The 20,431-nt window shown below is 66.4% G+C and carries 17 protein-coding genes; 7 read left to right on the forward strand and 10 right to left on the reverse strand.

Annotated elements, in window-relative coordinates:
* The first annotated feature begins 392 nt into the window (after window positions 1-392).
* Complete coding sequence (locus ACKVEX_RS02620) at window positions 393-1,148, forward strand: LytR/AlgR family response regulator transcription factor (RefSeq protein ID WP_473214119.1); 756 nt, start codon at window positions 393-395, stop codon at window positions 1,146-1,148.
* A gap of 138 nt (window positions 1,149-1,286) precedes the next feature.
* Here the strand turns inward: ACKVEX_RS02620 and ACKVEX_RS02625 are convergent, their stop codons facing one another.
* On the reverse strand, window positions 1,287-1,829 hold the full coding sequence (locus ACKVEX_RS02625; RefSeq protein ID WP_473214120.1) for a thioredoxin fold domain-containing protein: 543 nt from the start codon (window positions 1,827-1,829) through the stop codon (window positions 1,287-1,289).
* 32 nt (window positions 1,830-1,861) lie between these two features.
* Here ACKVEX_RS02625 and hemC point away from each other — a divergent pair, with 32 nt between their 5' ends.
* The 4 genes from hemC to ACKVEX_RS02645 all read left to right on the forward strand — a co-directional run bounded on the left by hemC (window position 1,862) and on the right by ACKVEX_RS02645 (window position 6,337).
* Window positions 1,862-2,806, forward strand: a complete 945-nt coding sequence (gene hemC / locus ACKVEX_RS02630) for a hydroxymethylbilane synthase (RefSeq protein ID WP_473214121.1) — start codon at window positions 1,862-1,864, stop codon at window positions 2,804-2,806.
* A gap of 12 nt (window positions 2,807-2,818) precedes the next feature.
* Window positions 2,819-3,607, forward strand: coding sequence for a uroporphyrinogen-III synthase (locus tag ACKVEX_RS02635; protein WP_473214122.1), 789 nt, complete (start codon window positions 2,819-2,821; stop codon window positions 3,605-3,607).
* Window positions 3,608-3,744: 137 nt separating this feature from the next.
* Entirely contained in the window at window positions 3,745-5,133 is a 1,389-nt protein-coding gene (locus tag ACKVEX_RS02640) for a uroporphyrinogen-III C-methyltransferase (protein WP_473214123.1), read from the forward strand.
* A 10-nt stretch (window positions 5,134-5,143) separates the two neighbouring features.
* Window positions 5,144-6,337 carry a heme biosynthesis HemY N-terminal domain-containing protein gene (locus ACKVEX_RS02645; protein WP_473214124.1) on the forward strand — a complete coding sequence of 398 codons (1,194 nt, stop codon included), beginning with the start codon at window positions 5,144-5,146 and terminating at the stop codon, window positions 6,335-6,337.
* Between the two features lie 140 nt (window positions 6,338-6,477).
* Here ACKVEX_RS02645 and hemF read toward each other — a convergent pair whose 3' ends face one another.
* The 9 genes from hemF to ACKVEX_RS02690 form a co-directional block, all read right to left on the reverse strand.
* Window positions 6,478-7,392 (reverse strand): oxygen-dependent coproporphyrinogen oxidase, encoded by a 915-nt coding sequence (hemF, locus tag ACKVEX_RS02650; protein WP_473214125.1) that lies wholly within the window; start codon window positions 7,390-7,392, stop codon window positions 6,478-6,480.
* A 38-nt stretch (window positions 7,393-7,430) separates the two neighbouring features.
* The gene (gene purD / locus ACKVEX_RS02655; protein WP_473214126.1) at window positions 7,431-8,708 is read right to left on the reverse strand and encodes a phosphoribosylamine--glycine ligase; all 1,278 of its coding nucleotides are present in this window, start codon (window positions 8,706-8,708) and stop codon (window positions 7,431-7,433) included.
* A gap of 75 nt (window positions 8,709-8,783) precedes the next feature.
* A complete protein-coding gene (purH, locus tag ACKVEX_RS02660; RefSeq protein ID WP_473214127.1) occupies window positions 8,784-10,367 on the reverse strand; it encodes a bifunctional phosphoribosylaminoimidazolecarboxamide formyltransferase/IMP cyclohydrolase in 1,584 nt (527 codons plus the stop codon).
* A gap of 74 nt (window positions 10,368-10,441) precedes the next feature.
* On the reverse strand, window positions 10,442-10,678 hold the full coding sequence (locus ACKVEX_RS02665; protein ID WP_473214128.1) for a helix-turn-helix domain-containing protein: 237 nt from the start codon (window positions 10,676-10,678) through the stop codon (window positions 10,442-10,444).
* On the reverse strand, window positions 10,675-11,697 hold the full coding sequence (dusB, locus tag ACKVEX_RS02670; RefSeq protein WP_473214129.1) for a tRNA dihydrouridine synthase DusB: 1,023 nt from the start codon (window positions 11,695-11,697) through the stop codon (window positions 10,675-10,677). The genes ACKVEX_RS02665 and dusB overlap by 4 nt, the downstream gene beginning before the upstream one ends.
* A gap of 205 nt (window positions 11,698-11,902) precedes the next feature.
* Complete coding sequence (locus ACKVEX_RS02675) at window positions 11,903-13,066, reverse strand: FAD-dependent oxidoreductase (protein WP_473214130.1); 1,164 nt, start codon at window positions 13,064-13,066, stop codon at window positions 11,903-11,905.
* The gene (locus ACKVEX_RS02680) at window positions 13,053-14,405 is read right to left on the reverse strand and encodes an aminopeptidase P N-terminal domain-containing protein (protein WP_473214131.1); all 1,353 of its coding nucleotides are present in this window, start codon (window positions 14,403-14,405) and stop codon (window positions 13,053-13,055) included. The genes ACKVEX_RS02675 and ACKVEX_RS02680 overlap by 14 nt, the downstream gene beginning before the upstream one ends.
* 110 nt (window positions 14,406-14,515) lie before the next feature.
* The gene (gene murU / locus ACKVEX_RS02685) at window positions 14,516-15,214 is read right to left on the reverse strand and encodes an N-acetylmuramate alpha-1-phosphate uridylyltransferase MurU (protein ID WP_473214280.1); all 699 of its coding nucleotides are present in this window, start codon (window positions 15,212-15,214) and stop codon (window positions 14,516-14,518) included.
* A gap of 61 nt (window positions 15,215-15,275) precedes the next feature.
* A complete protein-coding gene (locus ACKVEX_RS02690; RefSeq protein WP_473214132.1) occupies window positions 15,276-16,280 on the reverse strand; it encodes an aminoglycoside phosphotransferase family protein in 1,005 nt (334 codons plus the stop codon).
* A 645-nt stretch (window positions 16,281-16,925) separates the two neighbouring features.
* On the opposite strand from ACKVEX_RS02690, the gene ACKVEX_RS02695 reads away from it, so the two are divergent.
* Together ACKVEX_RS02695 and ACKVEX_RS02700 are read left to right on the forward strand one after the other, a co-directional pair.
* Complete coding sequence (locus ACKVEX_RS02695; RefSeq protein WP_473214133.1) at window positions 16,926-19,082, forward strand: LPS-assembly protein LptD; 2,157 nt, start codon at window positions 16,926-16,928, stop codon at window positions 19,080-19,082.
* Between the two features lie 32 nt (window positions 19,083-19,114).
* Window positions 19,115-20,431, forward strand: a complete 1,317-nt coding sequence (locus ACKVEX_RS02700) for a peptidylprolyl isomerase (RefSeq protein WP_473214134.1) — start codon at window positions 19,115-19,117, stop codon at window positions 20,429-20,431.

Raw genomic sequence — 20,431 nt, forward strand, 5'->3', positions numbered from 1 at the left:
ATATGCTGGTTCGGCGAGGCATGGGGCCGCGCCCCGAATAGGCTGCCACCGGAGGCCGGGGGCGGTGTCGCCGAGTATAAAGCAAAAGAGGGGTGGCCCCGGATTGGGGCGGGTGGGCCGCAGGGCAATCGCATGATCTGTCGTGGAGGACGTCAGTGCCGGTGACCAGGCGCGATTCGCACCTGGCGGTGCTCCCACAGGCCGTCCCAAGCTTGGAGGTGGGAGCGGCGCGAGCCGCGAAAGCGACGCGTTGAAGCGATTGCGCTGTGGCGGGCCGGACGCTCACGGCAAGCGGTCCGATCGTCCCGTGGGTGCGTGTGTCGGCGGGAGGGTTCGACGCGATCGCGTCGGCGGGCGCAGGTGTGGATTTCGACTGGAAGGGGTGGACGAAATTGGAACGACTCAAGGTCCTGATCGTGGATGACGAGGCGCCGGCCCGCGCCCGGCTGCGGGATCTGCTCGAGGATGTGGGCGAGGTCCAGCCGACCGAGCTGATCGGCATGGTCGCGAACGGGGTGGAGGCATTGCGTCTGCTCGAGAGCTCGCCGGCCGATGTGGTGCTGGCCGACATTCGCATGCCGCTGATGGACGGGGTGGAACTGGCGCGCCATCTGGCGCGTTTCGATCCGCGTCCGGCCGTGGTGTTCACCACCGCCTACGACCAGTACGCGGTCGAGGCCTTCGAACTGGCCGCGGTCGATTACCTGCTCAAGCCGGTGCGCGGCGAACGTCTCGCGGATGCGCTGGGCAAGGTCAGGCGCCAGCGTCCGCCGGCGGACGCGGCGCTCGCCTCGCTCGCCGGTTCGGTCAGGCGCCACTTCAGCGTCAACGAGCGCGGCCGGATCCTGCTGGTGCCGGTCGCCGACGTGCTGTACCTGAAGGCCGAACTCAAATACGTCACCGCCGGCACCGCCGAGCGCGACTTCCTGCTCGACGAATCGCTGGTGCAGCTCGAGCAGGAGTTCCCGGATCGCTTCCTGCGCATACACCGCAACTGCCTGGTCGCACGTGCGGCGATCGTCGGGGTCGAGCGGGTCGGCGAACCGGACGGCGAGGGCCACTGGGACGTGCTGCTGAAGGGCACGTCCGAGCGGCTGCCGGTCAGCCGGCGGCAGTGGGCCGCGGTCAAGCAGACCCTGCAGCTGTAGGCGTCGCGCGCTTGCGTGCGTCAGCCGCAGTTCGCACAGGCCGGTGATGGCCGGCAGCGCATCGACCGTGTCATGCCATTGGCTGCGGATGCGGGCGAAGCTGTCCGTTGTCGTCCTGGGTGCGGGTCATTGCGTTCTTCATTCGACGTTTGAGCGGATCGTTTGCCGGGCCCGTGCGATCGCGTTTTCGACATACTGGCCATAGAAATCCGGGAGTCTCATGCCCAGTATCGGCGCCCCGATCGGTTCCCCGTCGGGGCCGTACAGGCTGACCGTGGGTGTGAAACGCACGCCCTGGGTCTGCGCGAACCGGCGCTGGGTGGTGGTCCGTCCGTCGAAGTCGATCAAGGGCGTGTCCGAATCGATGTCGATCTGGCGGAAGATCGCGTCGACGCCGTCACCCGACCGTCGTGACATCGGGACCAGATGCGTGCGCGCCTGGTCGCACCAGCCGCAGCCGCGCTGGCTGTACAGCACGACCATCGGATGACCGTGCCGTGCGATCCGGGTGGCCTCGTCGCGCAGATCCGTGGGCTGAATCAGCGCGGGCAGTCCTTGACCCAGCGCAGGAGACGCGATCGCCGCCCATGCTAGAATCACGGCCATTCCCGTCGGGCCGGCCCGTCGCAAGAACGCCGCGATGCGCTGCAGACCGGAAGATACGGTTGCCAGACACTCCATCTTCGAATCACTCCTGAACGAGTCCGTCTAACGTGAGCCCATCCCATCCCGTCAGCCCGCCCGGGCGCATCGTCATCGCAACCCGTGAAAGCCGCCTGGCCCTGTGGCAGGCAGAGCATGTCAAGGCCAGGCTGGAGGCATTGTATCCCGGCTGTCGCGTCGAACTGCTGGGCATGACCACACGCGGGGACCAGATCCTCGATCGGCCGCTGGCCAAGGTGGGAGGGAAGGGTCTGTTCGTCAAGGAACTCGAGACCGCGTTGCTCGATGGCCGGGCCGACATCGCGGTGCACTCGATGAAGGATGTGCCGATGCAGCTCGACGCGGCGTTCGTGCTGCCCTGCATCAGCGAACGCGAGGTGCCGCTGGACGCGTTCGTGTCGAATCGCTACGAGAGCCTCGCCGACATGCCGCCCGGCGCGGTGGTCGGGACATCGTCGCTGCGGCGCGAGTCGCAGATTCATGCGCAGTATCCCTATCTGTCGGTGACCAGCCTGCGGGGCAACCTCGACACCCGGCTGCGCAAGCTGGACGAGGGACAGTACGACGGGATCATTCTGGCAGCGGCCGGCCTGAAGCGGCTTGGCATGGGCGAGCGTATCCGCTCCGAACTGCCGGCCGAGGTGTCGCTGCCGTCCGCGGGGCAGGGCGCGCTCGGCATCGAATGTCTTGCCGGACGACCCGATCTCGAGGCGTGGCTGGCGCCGCTGCACGACCCCGAGACTGCGGCCTGCGTACTCGCCGAGCGGGCGGTGTCGCGGGCCTTGGGCGGCAGCTGCGAGGTGCCGCTGGGCGCCTATGCGATCATGCGGAGCGATCGCCTGTGGTTGCGCGGATTCGTGTCCCTGCCCGATGGCAGCCGCATCGTGCGCACCGAGCGCGAGGGCAGTCCGGACCAGGCCGAGGCGCTGGGGCTCGCGCTGGCCGACGAGCTGCGTGCGCGCGGTGCCGACGATATCCTGGCCGCACTGGCCTGAGCGGGGCCCGGCATGACGCGCCAGTCTCTCGAGGGGCGGCGCATCGTCGTCACCCGGCCGACGGAGCAGGCCGACGCGCTGTGTCGTGCGATCGAGGCCCGCGGCGGCGTGCCGATTCTTTTCCCGGTGCTCGGGATCGCGCCGGTGGTCGATGATCACGAGCTGATGCAGGCGATCGCGCATCTGGACGATTACGATCTCGCATTCTTCGTCAGTCCTAACGCGGTCCGGCATGCACTGGACAGGATTCTGGCGTGCCGGTCCTGGCCTGCTACGCTGGCGGTCGCGACCGTGGGCGGCGGGAGCGCCAGGGCCCTGCATGAGCGCGGTTTCGGCGACGTGATCGTGCCCCTGGACGGCTTCGACTCGGAGGCGGTGCTGGCCCTGCCGGCATTCGCCGCGGACCGGATCGCAGGCCGGCGCGTGCTGATCCTGCGCGGCGATGGCGGGCGCGAATTGCTCGGCGAGCGCCTGATCGAGCGCGGTGCCAGCGTGGATCGGGTGACCTGTTATCGACGTTTCCGGCCGGAAGCGGATGCCGGGCCGCTGCTCGGCCTTGCACGGGCGGGCCGCCTGGATGCGATCACGTTGACCAGCAGCGAGGGCGTGCGCAACTTCGTGACGATGCTCGGGGCCGACGGCGTCGACGTGCTGAGACATGTGCCGGTGTTCGCGCCACATCCGCGCATCGCGTCGTTTGCGCGCGAAGACCGGTTCGTCGATGTCGTGGAGACCGCGCCGGGCGATGCGGGCCTGCTCGCCGCGCTGGAAGCCCGCTTCGATGCCGGGCCGCTGTGCTGACGCCGTGCGCAATGTGGCCGATATCACCGCGTCGGGCGCGATGCATGTGGTTTTGAGCGCGTTTTTCCTATAGATTCATCAATGCCATTGATCATCCAGGATCCGGCACCCGTTCACTCTCGGTTAAACTCCTGATCATGAACAAAGAGAACCCTGCGCTCACCCAGCCACCCGTGGCCGACAAGGAGGCGAACCCGCTCGCCGAAGACGCGGATGCCCGTGATGCGTCGTCGGACCGTGCGCCCGAAGCGGAGCCCGCGCCGTCGAACGTGACGGCGTCATCGTCCGATGCTGCGTCAGACGCAGGCACGACCGGGGCGACGGTCGCTTCCGACGCCGCATCGATCGAATCGACGGAAGCCCGGGACGAAGTCGCCGATTCGTCGGAGCCGCCGCCTCCGCCAATGCCCCCTCTGCAAGCCGATGCGGGGGGTAATGCCCCACGGGGCCGTCTCGCGCTGGCGATCTCGCTGCTGGCGCTGGTCGGCGTCGGTCTGATCGGTTGGCAGGTGTGGGAGCTGCGGGCGCTGGCGAAGGAAACGCGCCAGGAGGTCGCCGAGCGATTGAATGCGGGCGACAGTGCGGTCGCGGAGATCCGCGCGCTGACCCGACAGCAGCAGGAACTCATCTCGGCTATCCAGGGACGTTTCGGCGCGCTGCAGTCGCAGGTCGCCGCGACCGAGGGGCAGGCCGCGTCGCTCGAAGCGCTGTACATGGAGTATTCGCGCTCGCGAAGCGACCAGGCCCTGGCGGAGGTCGAGCAGGCGATCAACATCGCGGCCCAGCAGCTGCAGCTCGCCGGCAACTTCGAGGCGGCGCTGATTGCGCTCCAGGGCGCCGAGGCCAGGCTGGCGATGCCGGACCAGGGGCATCTGCAGGCGCTGCGGCGGGCGCTGATCAAGGACATCGACGCGCTCAAGGCGCATCCACAGCTGGATGTGTCAGGCGTCGCACTGCGACTGGAGATCCTGCTCGAACGGATGGATAGCCTGCCGCTGGCCTTCGAGATCGAGCTTGCGAAGGCGGCCGAGATCGCGGAGCGAAAGGCGGCGGCCCAGGCTGGCGGGAAGGGTGACGGCTATCTGGCCCGCACGCTCGACTATGCGGAGGAACTCGCGACGGATCTCTGGAACGAGGTCAAGGGCATGGTCCGGCTCGAGCGCATGGACAGCGACGATCCGGTGCTGCTCGCACCCGCTCAGAGCACGTATCTGCGCGAGAACGTGAAGATTCGCCTTCTCACCGCGCGACTCGCGTTGCTCGCCCGCGATGCCGGCACCTATACGTCGGACCTGCAGCAGGCGCGCGAGTGGATCGAGCGCTACTTTCAGGCCGATGACGAGCAGGTTCAGCGGACCATCGCGGATCTGACCGAACTCGAGAAGATGCCGATCAAGGCCGAGCAGCCTTCATTGACCGAAACCTTCGCCGCACTGCGCCTGGTCCAGGCGCGCAGCGCGGCCCCGGGTGCCGGCACCGGTCGGGATTCATCGACCGCGCCGGCAGCCGATCCAGGCACACGTTGAGGAGAGGTCGATGCGTGCCTTGCTTTGGATAATCGGGATTTTTGCGCTGGCCGCCGGTGTCGCGATGCTGGCGGGGGCCAACCAGGGCTATGTGCTGCTGGTGTTGCCGCCATGGCGTGCGCAGGCTTCGCTGAATCTGGTGGTCGTGACGCTGATCGTGGCCTTCTTCGCGACCTATGTGGTGTTCCGGCTGGTGGCCCGAACGCTGGATCTGCCCGGACGGGTCGGTGCGTACCGCTCCCGCCGTCAGACCGAGAAGGCGTCGCGCGCAATGAAGGAAGCGCTGCGCGCCCTGTACGAGGGGCGCTTCACCGATGCGATCAAGAATGCCAAGGTGGCCCACGCCTCCGGCGGCCGATCGCCTGAGGCGGCCATCATCGCCGCGCGCGCGGCTCATGGTCTGAACGACGAAAGACGCTATCGTGAATGGCTGGAAAGGGCTGGCGAGCTCGATGGCGGCCGCACCGCGCAGCTGATGACCGAGGCGGAACTCGCGCTGTCCCGCGGCGACGACGATGATGCCGGGCGCTCGCTCGCCATGTTGCAGAAGCGTACCCAGGGGCATCTGGGCAGCGCCGGCTTGCGCCTGTCGCTCGAACTCGCCCGCCGTCAGCATCGCTGGGACGCGATCATCGATCTGGTCGGGCGGCTGGTCGCCAACAAGGCGATGCACGCCGACGAGGCGAAGGCGCTGCTGCGCGAGGCCCGCTTGTTGCGCCTGCGCGACCTGGCGAACGATACGGAAGGGCTGGTCGAGTTCTGGCACGGCCTGTCCAGGGAGGATCTCGCCGATCGCGAGTTCGTCGAGCAGGCGCTCCCCATCCTTTCCGGGAGCGGCAAGGGTGCGATCGCGCGCAAGACGGTCGACCGCCTCCTCGAGGATCAGTGGAGTTCATCGCTTGCACGTCACTACGTGCTGTGCGCCGGCGAAGGAGATGAAGCCCGGGACGCGCTGTCACGCGCCGAGCGCTGGCTGACCAGCCACCCCGAGGATGCCGGTCTGCTGTATTCGCTCGGACGTCAATGCATGGACGCACAGATCTGGGGCAAGGCCCAGAGCTATCTGGAGACGTCGGCCAAATTGTCGCCGTCTGCCGACGTGAATTTTGCGCTGGCCGAACTGATGGAGGCGCTCGAGCGTCCGGTCGACGCAAAATTGCATTACCGCAAGGCGGCCGATCTGGCGATGGCTCGCGCCAGTTGAAGTCTCGCGCGCGTCATTGACCGACGGAAATCAGGTCGGCGACCAGGCCTGAGGATCTTGGCTGGCGCAATGACGCGGACCGGTTCGGCCACAGCGGTGCCCGGCGCTATGCCGGGGCGGGGTCGATTGGTGGCGCCGCTTCAGACCCAGTCCCGGGCCGTCAAGTACTCGCTGTAGAGGCTGTGTTCCGGCGTGCCGGGTTCCGGGCGCCAGTCGTAGCGCCAATGCACGATGGGCGGAAGCGACATCAGGATGGATTCGGTGCGGCCCCCCGATTGCAGCCCGAACAGCGTACCACGGTCGTAGACCAGATTGAATTCCACGTAGCGACCACGGCGGTAGGCCTGGAAATCCCTTTCGCGCTCGCCGTAGGCGTGGTCGCGGCGGCGTTCGACGATGGGCAGATAGGCGGTCAGAAAGGCGTCGGCGACGCTGCGGGTCAGACCGAAGCAGTCCTCGAACGAACGCGCGCCATCCGCCCCCAGGTCGTCGAAGAACAGACCGCCGACCCCCCGGGCCTCGTTGCGATGCTTGAGGAAGAAGTAGCGGTCACACCAGGCCTTGAGCCGGCGGTATTCGTCTTCCCCGCCGAACGGGAGCACCGCGTCGCGACAGCTTGCATGGAAATGGCGAACGTCCTGTTCGAACGGATAGTAGGGTGTCAGGTCCATGCCGCCGCCGAACCACCAGATCGGCGCCGGTCCGTCCGCCCCGGCGATGAAGAAGCGTACGTTCATGTGTATGGTCGGGCAGTACGGATTACGCGGATGCAGCACCAGCGAAACCCCCATCGCCTCGAAACCCCGACCGGCCAGATCGGGCCGGTGCGCGGTCGCGGACGGCGGCATGCTGTCGCCATGCACATGCGAGAAGTTGACCCCGCCGCGCTCGAAGAAACCGCCGTTCTCCAGCACGCGCGAGTTGCCACCGCCTCCGCCCGGCCGGTCCCAGCTGTCGGTGATGAAGGCCTTGCCATCGAAACGCTCCAGCGCGGCGACGATGCCGCCCTGCAGATCGAGCAGATAGCGCTTCACGCCGGCGATGTCGATGTTCATGGGTCGTGCGGCTCCGTGGGAACGCGTGGGCGCCGGGGTCAGGACTTTCTGGCCACAGCTCGATGGCCGATGTCGCGGCGATACTGACGGCCGTCGAAAAGAATGCCGTCGGCGATGTCGTAGGCAAGCTTCTGCGCGCTGCGGACATTGTCGCCGAGCGCGGTCACGCACAGAACCCGTCCGCCCGCGGTGACGATGTCGTCGTCCTGAACCGCCGTGCCGGCATGAAAGACATGCACGTCCTCGCTCTGCGCGGCCGACAGGCCGCTGATCCGGTCGCCCCGGCGGGGCACCTCGGGATAGCCCGCGGCCGCGAGCACGATCCCCAGTGCGGTGCGTCTGTCCCAGTCCGCATCGATCTCGTCGAGCCGTCCGGCGATGGCCGCCTCGATCAGGTCGGACAGGTCGGTCTTCATCCGCATCAGGATCGGCTGGGTTTCCGGGTCACCCATGCGGCAGTTGTACTCGACCACGCGCGGCTGGCCGTACTCGTCTATCATCAGACCCGCATACAGGAAACCGGTGTAACTCATGCCCTCCGCGCTCATGCCGGCGAGCGTCGGCAGGATGATCTCGCGCATCACGCGGGCATGGACCTCGGGCGTGACCACCGGTGCTGGCGAGTAGGCGCCCATGCCGCCGGTGTTGGGCCCCTGGTCGCCGTCGAGCAGACGCTTGTGGTCCTGGCTGGTCGCGAGCGCCAGCGCGTTGCGCCCGTCGGCCATCACGATGAAACTGGCTTCCTCGCCACGCATGAATTCCTCGATCACGACGCGCGCACCGGCGTCGCCCATGCTGTTGTCGACCAGCATCATGTCGATCGCAGTGTGCGCTTCGTCCGTGGTCGCCGCCACGACCACGCCCTTGCCGGCCGCGAGGCCGTCCGCCTTGATCACGATGGGTGCGCCTTCGGCGTCGACGTATGCGTGCGCCGCGTCGGCGTCCGAGAAGGTCCGGTAGCGCGCGGTCGGGATGCCATGCCTGACCAGGAAACCTTTTGCGAAATCCTTGGAACTCTCCAACTGGGCAGCGGCCCGGGTCGGGCCGAAGATCGGGAGACCCTCGGCGCGAAAGGCATCGACGACGCCCGCGGCCAGCGGCGCCTCGGGACCGACCACCGTGAACTGGACCTGCTGCTCGCGCGCGAGTGCGATCAGATCCGGGATCGACGTGACCGCGACATTCTCGACCAGCGGTTCAGTTGCCGTGCCGGCATTGCCCGGTGCGACCAGCACCCGGGTGACCTTGGGCGATTGGGCGAGCTTCCAGGCCAGTGCGTGTTCCCGACCACCGGATCCGATTACTAGAACTTTCATGGCGTCTACTATGCGAAATGTGCTGGCCGAAGCCGTTACGATCGATCGGGTGCGGATGCTCGTCGCGTGCCCCGATCAGTGTCGGAAATGGCGGAAACCGGTGAACAGCATCGCGATGCCGTGTTCATCCGCGGCGGCGATCACTTCAGCGTCGCGCATCGAGCCGCCCGGCTGGATGACGGCGGTCGCGCCCGCCTGGGCGAGCACATCAAGGCCATCGCGAAACGGGAAGAACGCGTCGGATGCGACGACCGATCCGCTGACGCTCAGGCCCGCGTTCTCCGCCTTGATCGCGGCGATGCGGGCGGAGTCCACCCGGCTCATCTGGCCTGCGCCGACGCCGATCGTCATGCCGTCGCGGCAATACACGATTGCGTTCGACTTCACGTATTTCGCGACCCGCCACGCGAACAGCAGGTCGTCCATCTCCTGTCCGGTCGGTGCGCGCCGCGTGACGACCTTCAGGTCCGGCCGCTGGATGCGCGCCTCGTCGGCCGTCTGCACCAGCAGTCCGCCACCGACACGCTTGTAGTCCCGGGCGCCGGACTGCGTGCCCAGCCCGCAGGTCAGTACCCGCAGGTTCTGCTTGGCGCGCAGCAGTTCGAGCGCGTCGGCCGAATACGACGGCGCGATCAACACCTCGAGAAATTGCGTCGAGACCGCCTCGGCCGCGGCGCGGTCGACTTCGCAGTTGAACGCGATGATGCCACCGAACGCCGAGGTGGGGTCGGTGGAAAACGCCTTGCGGTAGGCCGCCCCGGCCGATTCGCCGAGCGCGACGCCGCAGGGATTGGCATGCTTGACGATCACGCAGGCAGCGCTGCCGCCATCACGGTCGAAAGCCTTCACGCATTCCCACGCGGCGTCTGCATCGGCGATGTTGTTGAAGGACAGCTCCTTGCCCTGCAACTGTCGATACGCAGCGATCACGCCCTCGGGCGTCGCGGGCTCGCGATAGAAGGCTGCGCTCTGGTGGGGATTCTCCCCGTAGCGCAGGTCCTGGACCTTGTCGAAACCGAGTTGGAGTCGCTCGGGAAAGGCGCGCCTGGAGCCGTCCTCGGCCAGTGCGGTCAGGTGGTTCGCGATCGCGCCGTCATAGCGTGCAGTGTGCGTGTAGGCCTTGACCGCGAGGTCGAAACGGGTCCGGTAAGCGAGTTCGCCATCGTTGCCGCGCAGTTCGTCGATGATGCGGTCATAGTCGTCCGGGTCGGTGATCACGCCCACGCCACCGGCTGCGTCGCCATGATTCTTGGCCGCAGCCCTGACCATCGCCGGGCCGCCGATGTCGATGTTCTCGATCGCGTCCTCCAGCGTGCAGTCGCTGCGCGCGACGGTCTGTTCGAACGGATAGAGATTGACCACCACCAGATCGATGCGGCTGATGCCATGCGCAGCGATCGTTTCCATGTGCTCGGGCAGGTCGCGGCGCGCGAGGATCCCGCCATGCACCTTGGGGTGCAGCGTCTTGACCCGGCCATCCAGCATCTCCGGAAAGCCGGTGTGATCCGAGACGTCGGTGACCGGCAGGCCCGACTTGCGCAGCAGGGCCGCGGTGCCACCGGTGGACAGCAACGCGACGCCCATGTCGTGCAGTGCCTGCGCAAACTCGAGCACACCGCGTTTGTCGGACACACTGATCAGGGCTTGGGAGACTTTCATGGCGGGCATCAAAACGGTAGGAGAGCGGTGAGCGCCGGAGTCCGGTGGAACCGGCGTGGGTGAAGCGCGCGTTTTCAGAGCAGGTCGTGTTCGGTCAGCTTGCGGCGCAGCGTGTTGCGGTTGATGCCGAGGATGTCGGCAGCAACCGTCTGGTTGCCATTGGCCTGGCGCAGGATGAATTCGAGCATCGGGCGTTCGACGTTGCGAATCACCATGCTGTACACCGCGCACGGCTTCTCGCCGTCCAGATCGCGAAAATACTGATCGAGCGCCCGCTCCACGCACTGTGCGATTTCATTGGCGTGAGTCATGCTGCGAGCTCCTGCGGATAGTCGTCTTCATAGCGTAGGCGGGCGTCGTGAGCGGCCAGTCCGCCGAAGAAGGCATCGACCGCGTCGAGTTGCGCCGATACGTCCGGCAACTGGTTCATCATGCGTCGGAATGCCGCCGATCCGACCAGCCCCCTGGTGTACCAGGAGATGTGCTTGCGCGCGATCTTCACGCCGGTCTCCTCACCATAGAAGGCATACAGATCGGCGAGATGCTCCCGGCAGACCTGATGAATCTCGGTCACCAGCGGGGGCGGAAGATGCTCCCCGGTTGCCAGGAAATGTTCGATCTCGCGGAATATCCAGGGCCGCCCCTGTGCTGCACGGCCGATCATGATCCCGTCCGCCCCGGTGTGATCGAGCACCTGCTTCGCCTTTTCGGGGGACGTGATGTCCCCGTTGGCGATCACCGGGATATGCACCAGGGTCTTCACCCTGGCGATCGTGTCGTACTCCGCGTTGCCGGTATATTGATCTGCGCGGGTGCGGCCGTGGATCGCGATCGCGCGGATGCCACTGTCTTCGGCGATACGCGCGATCGTCGGCGCGTTGCGGTTGTCGCGGTTCCAGCCGGTGCGAAACTTCAGCGTCACCGGCGTGTCCGGCACCGCCCTGACCACTGCCTCGAGGATGCGCGCGACCAGCGCCTCGTCCTGCATCAGCGCGGAGCCGGCCATCACGTTACAGACCTTCTTGGCCGGGCAACCCATGTTGATGTCTATGATCTGCGCACCCCGATCCGCGTTGTAGCGTGCTGCCTCGGCCATCATCGCCGGGTCGGCACCCGCGATCTGGACCGAAATCGGGTCGACCTCGCCGGTGTGGTTGGCCCGCCGTCGGGTCTTCTCGCTGCCGTAGAGCAGGGAATTGGACGTGACCATCTCTGATACCGCGACGCCCGCTCCCATCTTCTTGCACAGTTGACGAAAGGGACGGTCGGTCACGCCAGCCATCGGCGCGACGAACAGATTGTTTCGCAAGGTGAAGCCGGCGAACTGCATGGCGGGTTGACGGAACCTCGTAGAAGGGCACGAAACACGGAGGCGCCATTCTAACCGAAGGGACCCCCGCACGGCAGCCTCGTGGCGCGTGTGGCGCCCGCTTTTGGCTCGATGTGTTGCGTGCGTCACACGCTTGGATACTTCCGCGCCGATGTGGCGGGTCGCTGTGACGCATTCGGAAGGCGGGCGGGGGCGTGCCGGCCGTTCAGGGCCAGGCGCGCGCACCGAACATCATGCGACGGGCGATGAATCCGCTCAGTGGCGGCAGCATGTCCAGTGCGAACAAGCCCGCTCCGCGCAGGTGGCGAAGGGGCGCGACATCGTTGCTGAAGGTCTTGATCAACGTGTCGGTGAAGCCGATCGTGGCGGCACGGTCGCTCCGGCGTGCCCGGGCGTAGGCGCTCAGCGTGGACGCCGCTCCAGGATCGCCGGGATGGTCGAGCAGCGTGTCGGCCAGCGCATGCACATCGCGCAGGGCCAGATTCAAACCCTGACCTGCGACCGGATGCAGCGTCTGGGCGGCATTGCCCAACCACACCGTACGAGCCCGGATGTCGACCGGCTCGCGGCGATAGCGGAGCGTCAGCGGGTAGCGCAGTCTATGTGTCACGCCGGTGAGGCGTACCCGCGTGCCCAGGTGCGCCTGCAGCGTCTGCAAGTAATGGGCGTCGTCGAGCCCAAGAAGCGCCTCGGCCAGATCGGATGACGTGACATGGACCAGTGCATACGCATCGCGATGGGGCAGCAGCGCGATCGGGCCGTCAGGGGTGAAACGCTCGAACGCACGGCCGGCATGTCCGCCCTCGACCTCGACCGTCGCGATCAGGGCCGTCTGATGATAGTCATGCTGGACCACACGCGCGTCGCCGGTGTCGAGTCCGCCTTCCGCGCATGCGAGCAGGCGCGCGACCACCGTGCGCCCGGCAGACGTGCCGTCGCTGGCATGCAGGCCGACCCTGAGCTGCTCGCCGTCCGCCGCGCACGCACCGACCCGGGTATGGTCGATGATCGTCATGCCGGCGCGCTCCACGCCGCGACGCAACGCGGCGGCGAGCATGCCGGCCGAGGTCACGTGTCCGAGCGCGTCGATACCATGGTCCCGCGCCTCGAGCAATGTGCGGCCGAATCCGCCCTGCTGCGAGATGTGAATACTGTCGATCGGCGTGGTCTCGAGGTCCGCCCAGACGCCCAGTCTCTCCAGGGTCAGGCGAGAGCCATGGGCCAGCGCGAGTACCCGAGGGTCGCTCGCGGTCGCGGCGGCATCGCGCGCATCGACCAGCGCGATGTCGAGTTCGGCTTCCCTGAGCGCCAGCGCGAGCGCCAGGCCGACGGGTCCGGCCCCGACGATCAGTACGTCATGCACGGGCATCGGCGCCTTCGCGCATCAGCGCCTCGATCTCGTCGAGTTCGCGCGGTACCGCATCCGTGATGTACTCGCAGCCGTCGTCGGTCACCACTGCGTCGTCCTCGATGCGGATGCCGATGTTCCAGAACTCCGGGGCCACATCCGGAGCGGGCCGGATGTAGCAGCCCGGTTCCACCGTCATCACCATGCCCGCCTCGAGTGTGCGCCACTGGCCGCCCTGCTTGTATTCGCCGGCGTCGTGCACGTCGCGTCCGAGCCAGTGGCCGGTGCGGTGCATGTAGAAGCGACGGTAGTCCCCCTGTTCGAGCACGGCGTCCAGCGATCCGGTCAGCAGACCCACGTCGATCAGGCCCTGCGCGATCGTACTCACCGCGGCTTCGTGCGGCTGGTTCCAGTGTGCGCCCGGCCGGATCTCGGCCCGCGCGGCATGCTGTGCGGCCAGCACGATCTGGTAGATGTCGCGTTGCGCAGGGCTGAAGCGTCCATTGACCGGAAAGCTGCGGGTGATGTCGGATGCATAGCCGTCGAGTTCGCAACCTGCATCGATCAGCAGCAGGTCGCCGTCGTTCATCCGGTGGTTGTTGTCCACATAGTGCAGCACGCAGGCGTTCGGACCACTGGCGACGATGGAGGGATAGGCCGGGTACTGGCTTCCCGCCGCGCGAAATGAACGCAGCAATTCGGCTTCGACTTCGTATTCGTGCATGCCGGGGCGGGTCAGGCGCATCGCGCGACGATGCCCCGCCGCCGAGATTTCCGCGGCGCGGCGCATCGTCGCCAGTTCGCTCGTGTCCTTGATCAGGCGCATCTCGTCGAGTTCGGCATGGACGTCGCGCAGGCTGTGCGGCGGAACGATGCCGGCACGGGCGTTCGCCCGGACCGCATTCAGCGCGCGCGTGATGCGTTCGTCCCACGCCGGATCGTAACCGAAGCCGCTCCACAGTATCGGCTGGTCCGCGAGCATGTCCGGCAGGCGGATGTCGAGGTCGCCGATGGTCCAGGTCTCGTCGAAGGCGAACAGCGCCCGCGCCCGCTCGGGACCATGCCGGTAGCCGTCCCAGATCTCGCGTTCTTCGTTCTTCTCGCGACAGAACAGGATGGAGCGGGGCGATTTGCCCGCGATCAGAACGATGGCTGCCTCGGGCTCACCGAAGCCGCTCAGGTAATGAAAGTAACTGTCGAAGCGATACGGGTAGTGGGTGTCGCGATTGCGGTGCCGCTCGGCTGCGGTCGGAATCACCGCGACGCCGCCGCCCGCGGCGTTCATGCGTGCGATCAGTCGCAGGCGACGGTCGATGAAGGGTTCGATGTCCAGGGCGGGGTGTTCGGCAGGCATGTTCATGTCGTGTTCTGTCCTGGGGGCGGAGCGCACCACGGCGCTGATGACTGTCGGTAAGCCGGGTTGCAGGCCTGCCGAACATTATAGTGTGCCGTGCGCCGCTTCGACCGTCATCACCCTGTCGGGTTCGGTCGGCTTTCCTGCCGACGCAGCCGCGCGTCGAGTTCGGCCAGCCGCTGCGGCGTGCCGACGTCCAGCCAGTAACCGTCGTGCAGTCTGCCTCCGACCCGGTCCTGTGTCATGGCCGCGCGCAGCAGCGGGCCCAGCGGGCGTCTCTCACCGATCCCGATATCCGAGAACAGCGCGGGATGATAGATGCCGATGCCGGAGAACGTGTAGCGGGGAGCCCCGTGAGCACGCACCCGCCCGTCCTCCAGGGCGAAGTCGCCGTCCGGATGCTGGACCGGATTCGGAACCAGCACGATATGGGCGAGGTCGCCGTCGGCGCGCAGTTGCGCAGCCGCCGGGCGGAGCGCGGCCAGGTCTGCATCGCAGAAGATATCGCCATTGACGACGATGAACGCGTCTCCGCCCAGCAGCGGGAGTGCAGTGCGGATGCCGCCTGCCGTCTCGAGCGCTTGGGTCTCGCGCGAGTACCGGATGCTGACGCCGTGGGATGTGCCGTCGCCGAGCTCGGTCTCGATCCGCTCGCCCAGGTGGGCGTGGTTGATGACGATGTCGATGAACCCCGCCGTCGCCAGCCGCTCGATCTGGTGCACGATCAGGGGCTTCCCGCCCGCCTCGAGCAGAGGTTTGGGACAGGTGTCGGTCAGCGGACGCATTCGTTCACCGCGACCGGCCGCCAGAATCATCGCCTTCATGGTGGGCTCCGCCGGCGATCGCCGGCCGCTGCAGGAGACTGGAAGCCGGCCATCAGAACGTGTAGCCGACCGACGCCGGTTGCGGATCGAGTTGATCCAGCAGTTTGAGCAGGGGCTTGAACTCGCGGTAACGGGTGCAGGTGCGCCGCAGCTGTTCCATGACCCGCGGCATGTCCCGCAGATAGCCTTCCTTTCCGTCCCGATGATTCAATCGCGCGAAAATTCCGAGCACTTTCAGGTGGCGCTGCACCCCCATCCATTCAAAATCCCGATGAAAGTTGGCAAAGTCGGCGCGAACCGGCAGTCCGAGCTGGCGCGCGGCCTCCCAGTACCGGATCATCAGATCGAGGGTGAACTCTTCGTCCCACGTGATGTACGCATCCTTGAACAGCGACACCAGGTCGTAGCTGATGGGGCCGTATACCGCGTCCTGGAAGTCGATGATGCCAGGATTGGCGCGGCCATCCATCCGCATCAGGTTGCGCGAATGATAGTCGCGGTGCACGAACACGTGCGGCTCGGACAGATTGACTTCGATGATGCGCTCGTAGAGTGTCGCGAGCATCGCGCGCTGCGCCTCGTCCAGCCGGAACGCGCAGTGACGCGAGACATACCACTCGTCGAACAGCCGCAGTTCGTTGAGCAACTTCTCCCGCGAATAGTCGGGCAGCACGTCCGGCCGGCTGATCTTCTGGATAGCGAGCAGGCTGCCGAGCGCGTCGGCATAGAGGTGGGCCGCGTTGTCCGGCCGCAATGCTTCCAGATACGTTGTGTCCCCCAGATCGGACATCAGGATGAATCCCTGTTCGAGGTCCTGGGCAATGACCTCGGGCACGTGAACGCCGGCTTCTCGGAAAAGTGCGGCCACCTTCAGCCACGGGCGACAATCCTCGTGTTCCGGCGGCGCGTCCATGACGATGCGCGACGGGGCCGCGCCACTTCCACCGACTCTGAAGTAGCGACGGAAACTCGCGTCCGCCGAAGCGGGGCGCAGCGCCAGGGGCTGGTCCGGCAGTTGTCCGGCGAGCCATTGTTCAAGTCGATCGATTCGGTTCACGAGGGTCTCCGCCGAAGCATGTCGAGGAAAGGCGTCCTGCCAGGGCCGGGTTCGAGAATCGTCGCGTCCCTCGATGTGTGGGAAGCCGACAGCGATCCGGCCTTGGTGTAAAATCCGGCAGTTTATCAAATCCCGTCACGCCGCCGGAATGATCCGGCGGTTCCACTCAACGAGGAAAGCGCTTTGCGCGCAACAGGCTTGAAAACGCGGGCCAGACTGCTGCCGATGCTACTGTGCCTGGTCGGTGCCGTGCACGCGGACGGGCTGCGTCCGCTGACCGTGTCACCCGACCTGATCAGAGCGCCGGGTCCCGCAGGGCGCGCCCCGGCGGCGATAGACACGGTTCCGGTCGTCGAGAAGCGTATCGAACCCCTGGAGCCGGCTGTGCCGGCGCGCGAACGGTCGGACGCACCGCCCGCCACGGATGCCTTCGGCCGGGGCGCGGCTCCGTCAGTCGGCGACGCTCTGCCACCGGTGGCCGTCGAACACGAAGATCCTTCTCGCAGCGAGGATGTGCCGGGGACGGCCGGGTCTGATTCGTCGGCCGACGCCCGGCCTGGCGGACCTATCGACGCCTTGGTCGCTCCGCCACCTGCCGGTCCCGTCCCGCTAGCAGAGGCCGCGCCTGGGGCGAAAGAACCCGGCATGACCGAAGTGCGCGGGTTGCGCATCACCGGCGTGCGCTCGGTGGAACTGGTGGCCGAAGGACAGGCCGAACTCAGGCGGGATGATCTGACGGTGACGGCCGACCGTCTGACCTACAACGAACTCACCGACGAGGTTTCGGCCGAGGGCGACGTCCAGTTCCTGCGTGACGCGGACCGGATGACCGGCGAGCGGGCACGGCTGATCGTGCACGAACAGGTCGGGGAGATCGAGGCTCCGACGTATGCCTTCACCCGGCAGTCCCGCGCAGGTCCGGATGAAGCGGCCGGGGCCGTCTCAGGATTTGGCCAGGCCGACGTGATCTATTTCGAGGGCGAAAACCAGTATCGCGCGCGCCACGGAACATGGACCACCTGCGAACCCGAGAGTCTCGACTGGTACATCCGGGCTGACGATCTCGCGCTCGATTACGACCGCGAAGTGGGGGTTGCCCGGGGCGCGTCGGTCGTGTTCATGGACGTTCCGATATTGTGGTTGCCGTGGATGGAGTTTCCGCTGGTGGCGCAGCGTCAGTCGGGTTTTTTGGTGCCCTCGGTCGGAGTGTCGAACAGGACTGGGTTCGACATGGCGGTCCCGTACTACTGGAACATCGCGCCCAATTACGATGCGACGATCACGCCGCGCTTCATGGGGCGCCGGGGCATGCAACTGGGCGGCGAATTCCGCTATCTGCAGCCGACCTACAGTGGCGAGATCCGCAGCGAATGGTTGCCGGACGACAGGGAGACCGGAGAGTCGAGGTCGCTTGCAAGCCTGCGCCATGCGCAACGAATCACGCCGCGCTTGCAGGCGTCGGTCGATTATAACTGGGTGTCGGACGACCAGTATTTCGAAGATCTGAGTACCCGGGTCGAAGTGGCCTCGCAGGTGAACCTGTTGCGGGAGGGGCGTCTGACCTATTCCGGGCCGTGGTGGACGGCCCAGGCGCGGGCGCAGAGTTTTCAGACGCTCAGCGGCACGGCCCCGTACCAACGCTTGCCGCAATTGACGCTGGATGCCTACAAGGCGGGCCTGCCGGGCGGAACGTCGTTCGCATTCAAGAGCGAGTACGTCGAGTTCAAGCATGAGGACGACAACCGTGCCGAGGGCGGCCGCTCGCACCTGTATCCGCAGATCTCACTGCCGATACAGCGGCCCGCGTTCTATGTCACGCCAAAGATCGGGGGGCATTTCACGCAATACGATCTCGACCGGCCTCTCGAGGGTGGGCGCAACTCGATCGGCAGAGCCCTTCCGATCGTGTCGGTGGATAGCGGCCTGACCTTCGAGCGGGACACGGCATTCTTCGGTCAGGCGTATCTGCAGACGCTGGAGCCCAGGCTGTTCTACGTCTACATCCCCTACCGCGACCAGGAGGATATTCCGGTCTTCGATTCGGCCCGGTTGGACTTCGGCTTTGCGCAGATGTTCACCGAGAATCGCTACACCGGGGTCGACCGCGTCGGCGACGCGAACGAGCTCACCGCGGCCGTCACGTCGCGCCTGATCGACCCGGCCACCGGGGCAGAGCGGCTCAGTGCGACGGTCGGCCAGCAGTTCTTCTTCGATGACCAGCGGGTGACGCTGAACGAACTGGGCAAGCGCCCGGTGGAAAACCCCCGCGTGGAGCGCCGCACCGATGTGCTGGCCGCGCTCAGCGGTCGGGTGACGTCGGCGACGACGCTGGATACGTTCTGGCGCTACAACCCGTTCGAGGGCGAGACGCAGCGCTTCAACTTCGGGGTGCGCTACCAGCCGGAGGTCGGCAAGGCATTGAACCTGAGTTATCGCTATGCGCTCGATTTTCTCGACAGCCGCCGAGAGGGCCTCGAGGATGTGGACGTATCCGGCCAGTGGCCGCTCGGCAGGCGCTGGTATGGCGTCGGGCGGATCACGCGGTCCATCAGGGACGATCGCGTCACCGAGGCGGTGGCCGGTGTCGAGTACGTCAGTACCTGCGGTTGCTGGGTGTTTCGCACCGCGGCGCACCGGTTTGCGATCGATCCCGACCGGGTCACCAATTCACTGTTCATACAGCTCGAGCTGACCGGCCTGGGCAGTATCGGGACGAGCCCGGTGAATCTGTTGACGCGCAGCGTCCCGGGCTATGGCAAGATCGGCGGATCGATGTCGGGCCGCTTCTTCGATTCCGACTGATCTTCCCACCACACGACAAATTGTAGATCGCCATGCGCATGATTCTCCAAGCCGCCCTGTTTTTGACTGCAACGACCGCGTTCTTCGGTGCAGCCGTCCCCGAAGTGTTCGCGCAGCGCGCCATCGAGGTCGATCGCGTGGTCGCGGTGGTCAGGGACGAGGTCATCACTGCGGTCGAAGTGCGCGATCGGGTCCAGTCGACGATGCGGCAGTTGGATCGACAGGGCATACAGGTGCCCCCGCAGGACGTACTGGAGCGGCAACTGCTCGAGCGCCTGATCCTGGAGCGGGTGCAGGCGCAACGGGCCGAGGAGATCGGTGTGCAGGTCGATGAAATGACGCTCGAGCGTGCGATCGAGCGCATTGCACAGAGCAACAATCTGACCGAAGACCAGTTGCGCGAGGCACTGGATCGGGACGGAATCTCGTGGGAGCGTTTCCGCGGGGAGATTCGGACCGAAATCCTGCTGACGCGATTGCGTGAGCGCGAGGTGGAGAGCCAGATCGTCGTGACCGATGCCGAGATCGACAATTTCATCGCGAACAATCCGGATGCGTTCTCCGGAGAGGAAGTGCTGGTTGCCCATGTGCTGATCCGTGTGCCCGAGGCCCCGTCCGAAGCCGAACTCAATCGCTATGCGCAGCGAGCAGAGCAGGTGCTGCAGCGTCACCGCGCAGGCGAGGATTTCGGCCAGTTGGCGGCCGAGTTCTCGGATGCGCCGGACGCGGTCAACGGCGGCGTCATTGGATGGCGGGGCAGGGACAGCCTGCCAGCGCTGTTCGCCGAGGCGGTGCGCAATCTGCGACCCGGTGAAGTGTCGCCGGTGCTGCGCAGTGCGGCGGGCCTGCACTTGGTCAAGCTGGTCGGCATGCGGGGCAGCGAACTGTCGGGCGCGGATGAGCTGGAACAGACGCGTGCGAGACATATCCTGATCCGGACTTCGGAGGTGCTGTCGGATGCGGAAGTCGAGGCTCGCCTGAACGGACTGCGCGAACGCGTGGTGCGCGGGGGCGAGTCCTTCGAGGACCTCGCCAAGGTCCATTCGGACGACCTGTCCGCGGCGCGTGGCGGCGACCTGGGCTGGGTCTTCCGGGGCGACACGGTGCCCGAGTTCGAGCGTGCGATGGATGAGCTCGAACCCGGCCAGGTCAGCGAACCCGTTCGCTCGCCGTTTGGATGGCACCTGATTCAGGTGGTGGAACGGCGTGTGCAGGACGTGTCGAACGAGCGCATGCGCAACGCAGCACGCAACGCGCTGCGCGAGCGCAAGATCGATGAGGCCTACGACAACTGGCTGCGTGAATTGCGCGACAGCACCTATGTCGAGTACCGAATCGAGCGGGACTGA

It is taken from the genome of Denitraticella aggregata (assembly GCF_048158365.1).
GTDB lineage: Bacteria > Pseudomonadota > Gammaproteobacteria > Burkholderiales > Rhodocyclaceae > Azoarcus_F.

Excerpts from the sequence above, each read along its gene's own strand:
- purH (WP_473214127.1), bottom strand. The coding sequence starts at position 10,367 with ATGAAAGTCTCCCAAGCCCTGATCAGTGTGTCCGACAAACGCGGTGTG.
- ACKVEX_RS02645 (WP_473214124.1), top strand. The coding sequence starts at position 5,144 with ATGCGTGCCTTGCTTTGGATAATCGGGATTTTTGCGCTGGCCGCCGGT.
- ACKVEX_RS02700 (WP_473214134.1), top strand. The coding sequence starts at position 19,115 with ATGCGCATGATTCTCCAAGCCGCCCTGTTTTTGACTGCAACGACCGCG.
- ACKVEX_RS02665 (WP_473214128.1), bottom strand. The coding sequence starts at position 10,678 with ATGACTCACGCCAATGAAATCGCACAGTGCGTGGAGCGGGCGCTCGAT.
- ACKVEX_RS02680 (WP_473214131.1), bottom strand. The coding sequence starts at position 14,405 with ATGAACATGCCTGCCGAACACCCCGCCCTGGACATCGAACCCTTCATC.
- dusB (WP_473214129.1), bottom strand. The coding sequence starts at position 11,697 with ATGCAGTTCGCCGGCTTCACCTTGCGAAACAATCTGTTCGTCGCGCCG.
- murU (WP_473214280.1), bottom strand. The coding sequence starts at position 15,214 with ATGATTCTGGCGGCCGGTCGCGGTGAACGAATGCGTCCGCTGACCGAC.
- purD (WP_473214126.1), bottom strand. The coding sequence starts at position 8,708 with ATGAAAGTTCTAGTAATCGGATCCGGTGGTCGGGAACACGCACTGGCC.
- ACKVEX_RS02675 (WP_473214130.1), bottom strand. The coding sequence starts at position 13,066 with ATGCCCGTGCATGACGTACTGATCGTCGGGGCCGGACCCGTCGGCCTG.
- ACKVEX_RS02695 (WP_473214133.1), top strand. The coding sequence starts at position 16,926 with ATGACCGAAGTGCGCGGGTTGCGCATCACCGGCGTGCGCTCGGTGGAA.
- hemF (WP_473214125.1), bottom strand. The coding sequence starts at position 7,392 with ATGAACATCGACATCGCCGGCGTGAAGCGCTATCTGCTCGATCTGCAG.
- ACKVEX_RS02635 (WP_473214122.1), top strand. The coding sequence starts at position 2,819 with ATGACGCGCCAGTCTCTCGAGGGGCGGCGCATCGTCGTCACCCGGCCG.
- ACKVEX_RS02640 (WP_473214123.1), top strand. The coding sequence starts at position 3,745 with ATGAACAAAGAGAACCCTGCGCTCACCCAGCCACCCGTGGCCGACAAG.
- ACKVEX_RS02625 (WP_473214120.1), bottom strand. The coding sequence starts at position 1,829 with ATGGAGTGTCTGGCAACCGTATCTTCCGGTCTGCAGCGCATCGCGGCG.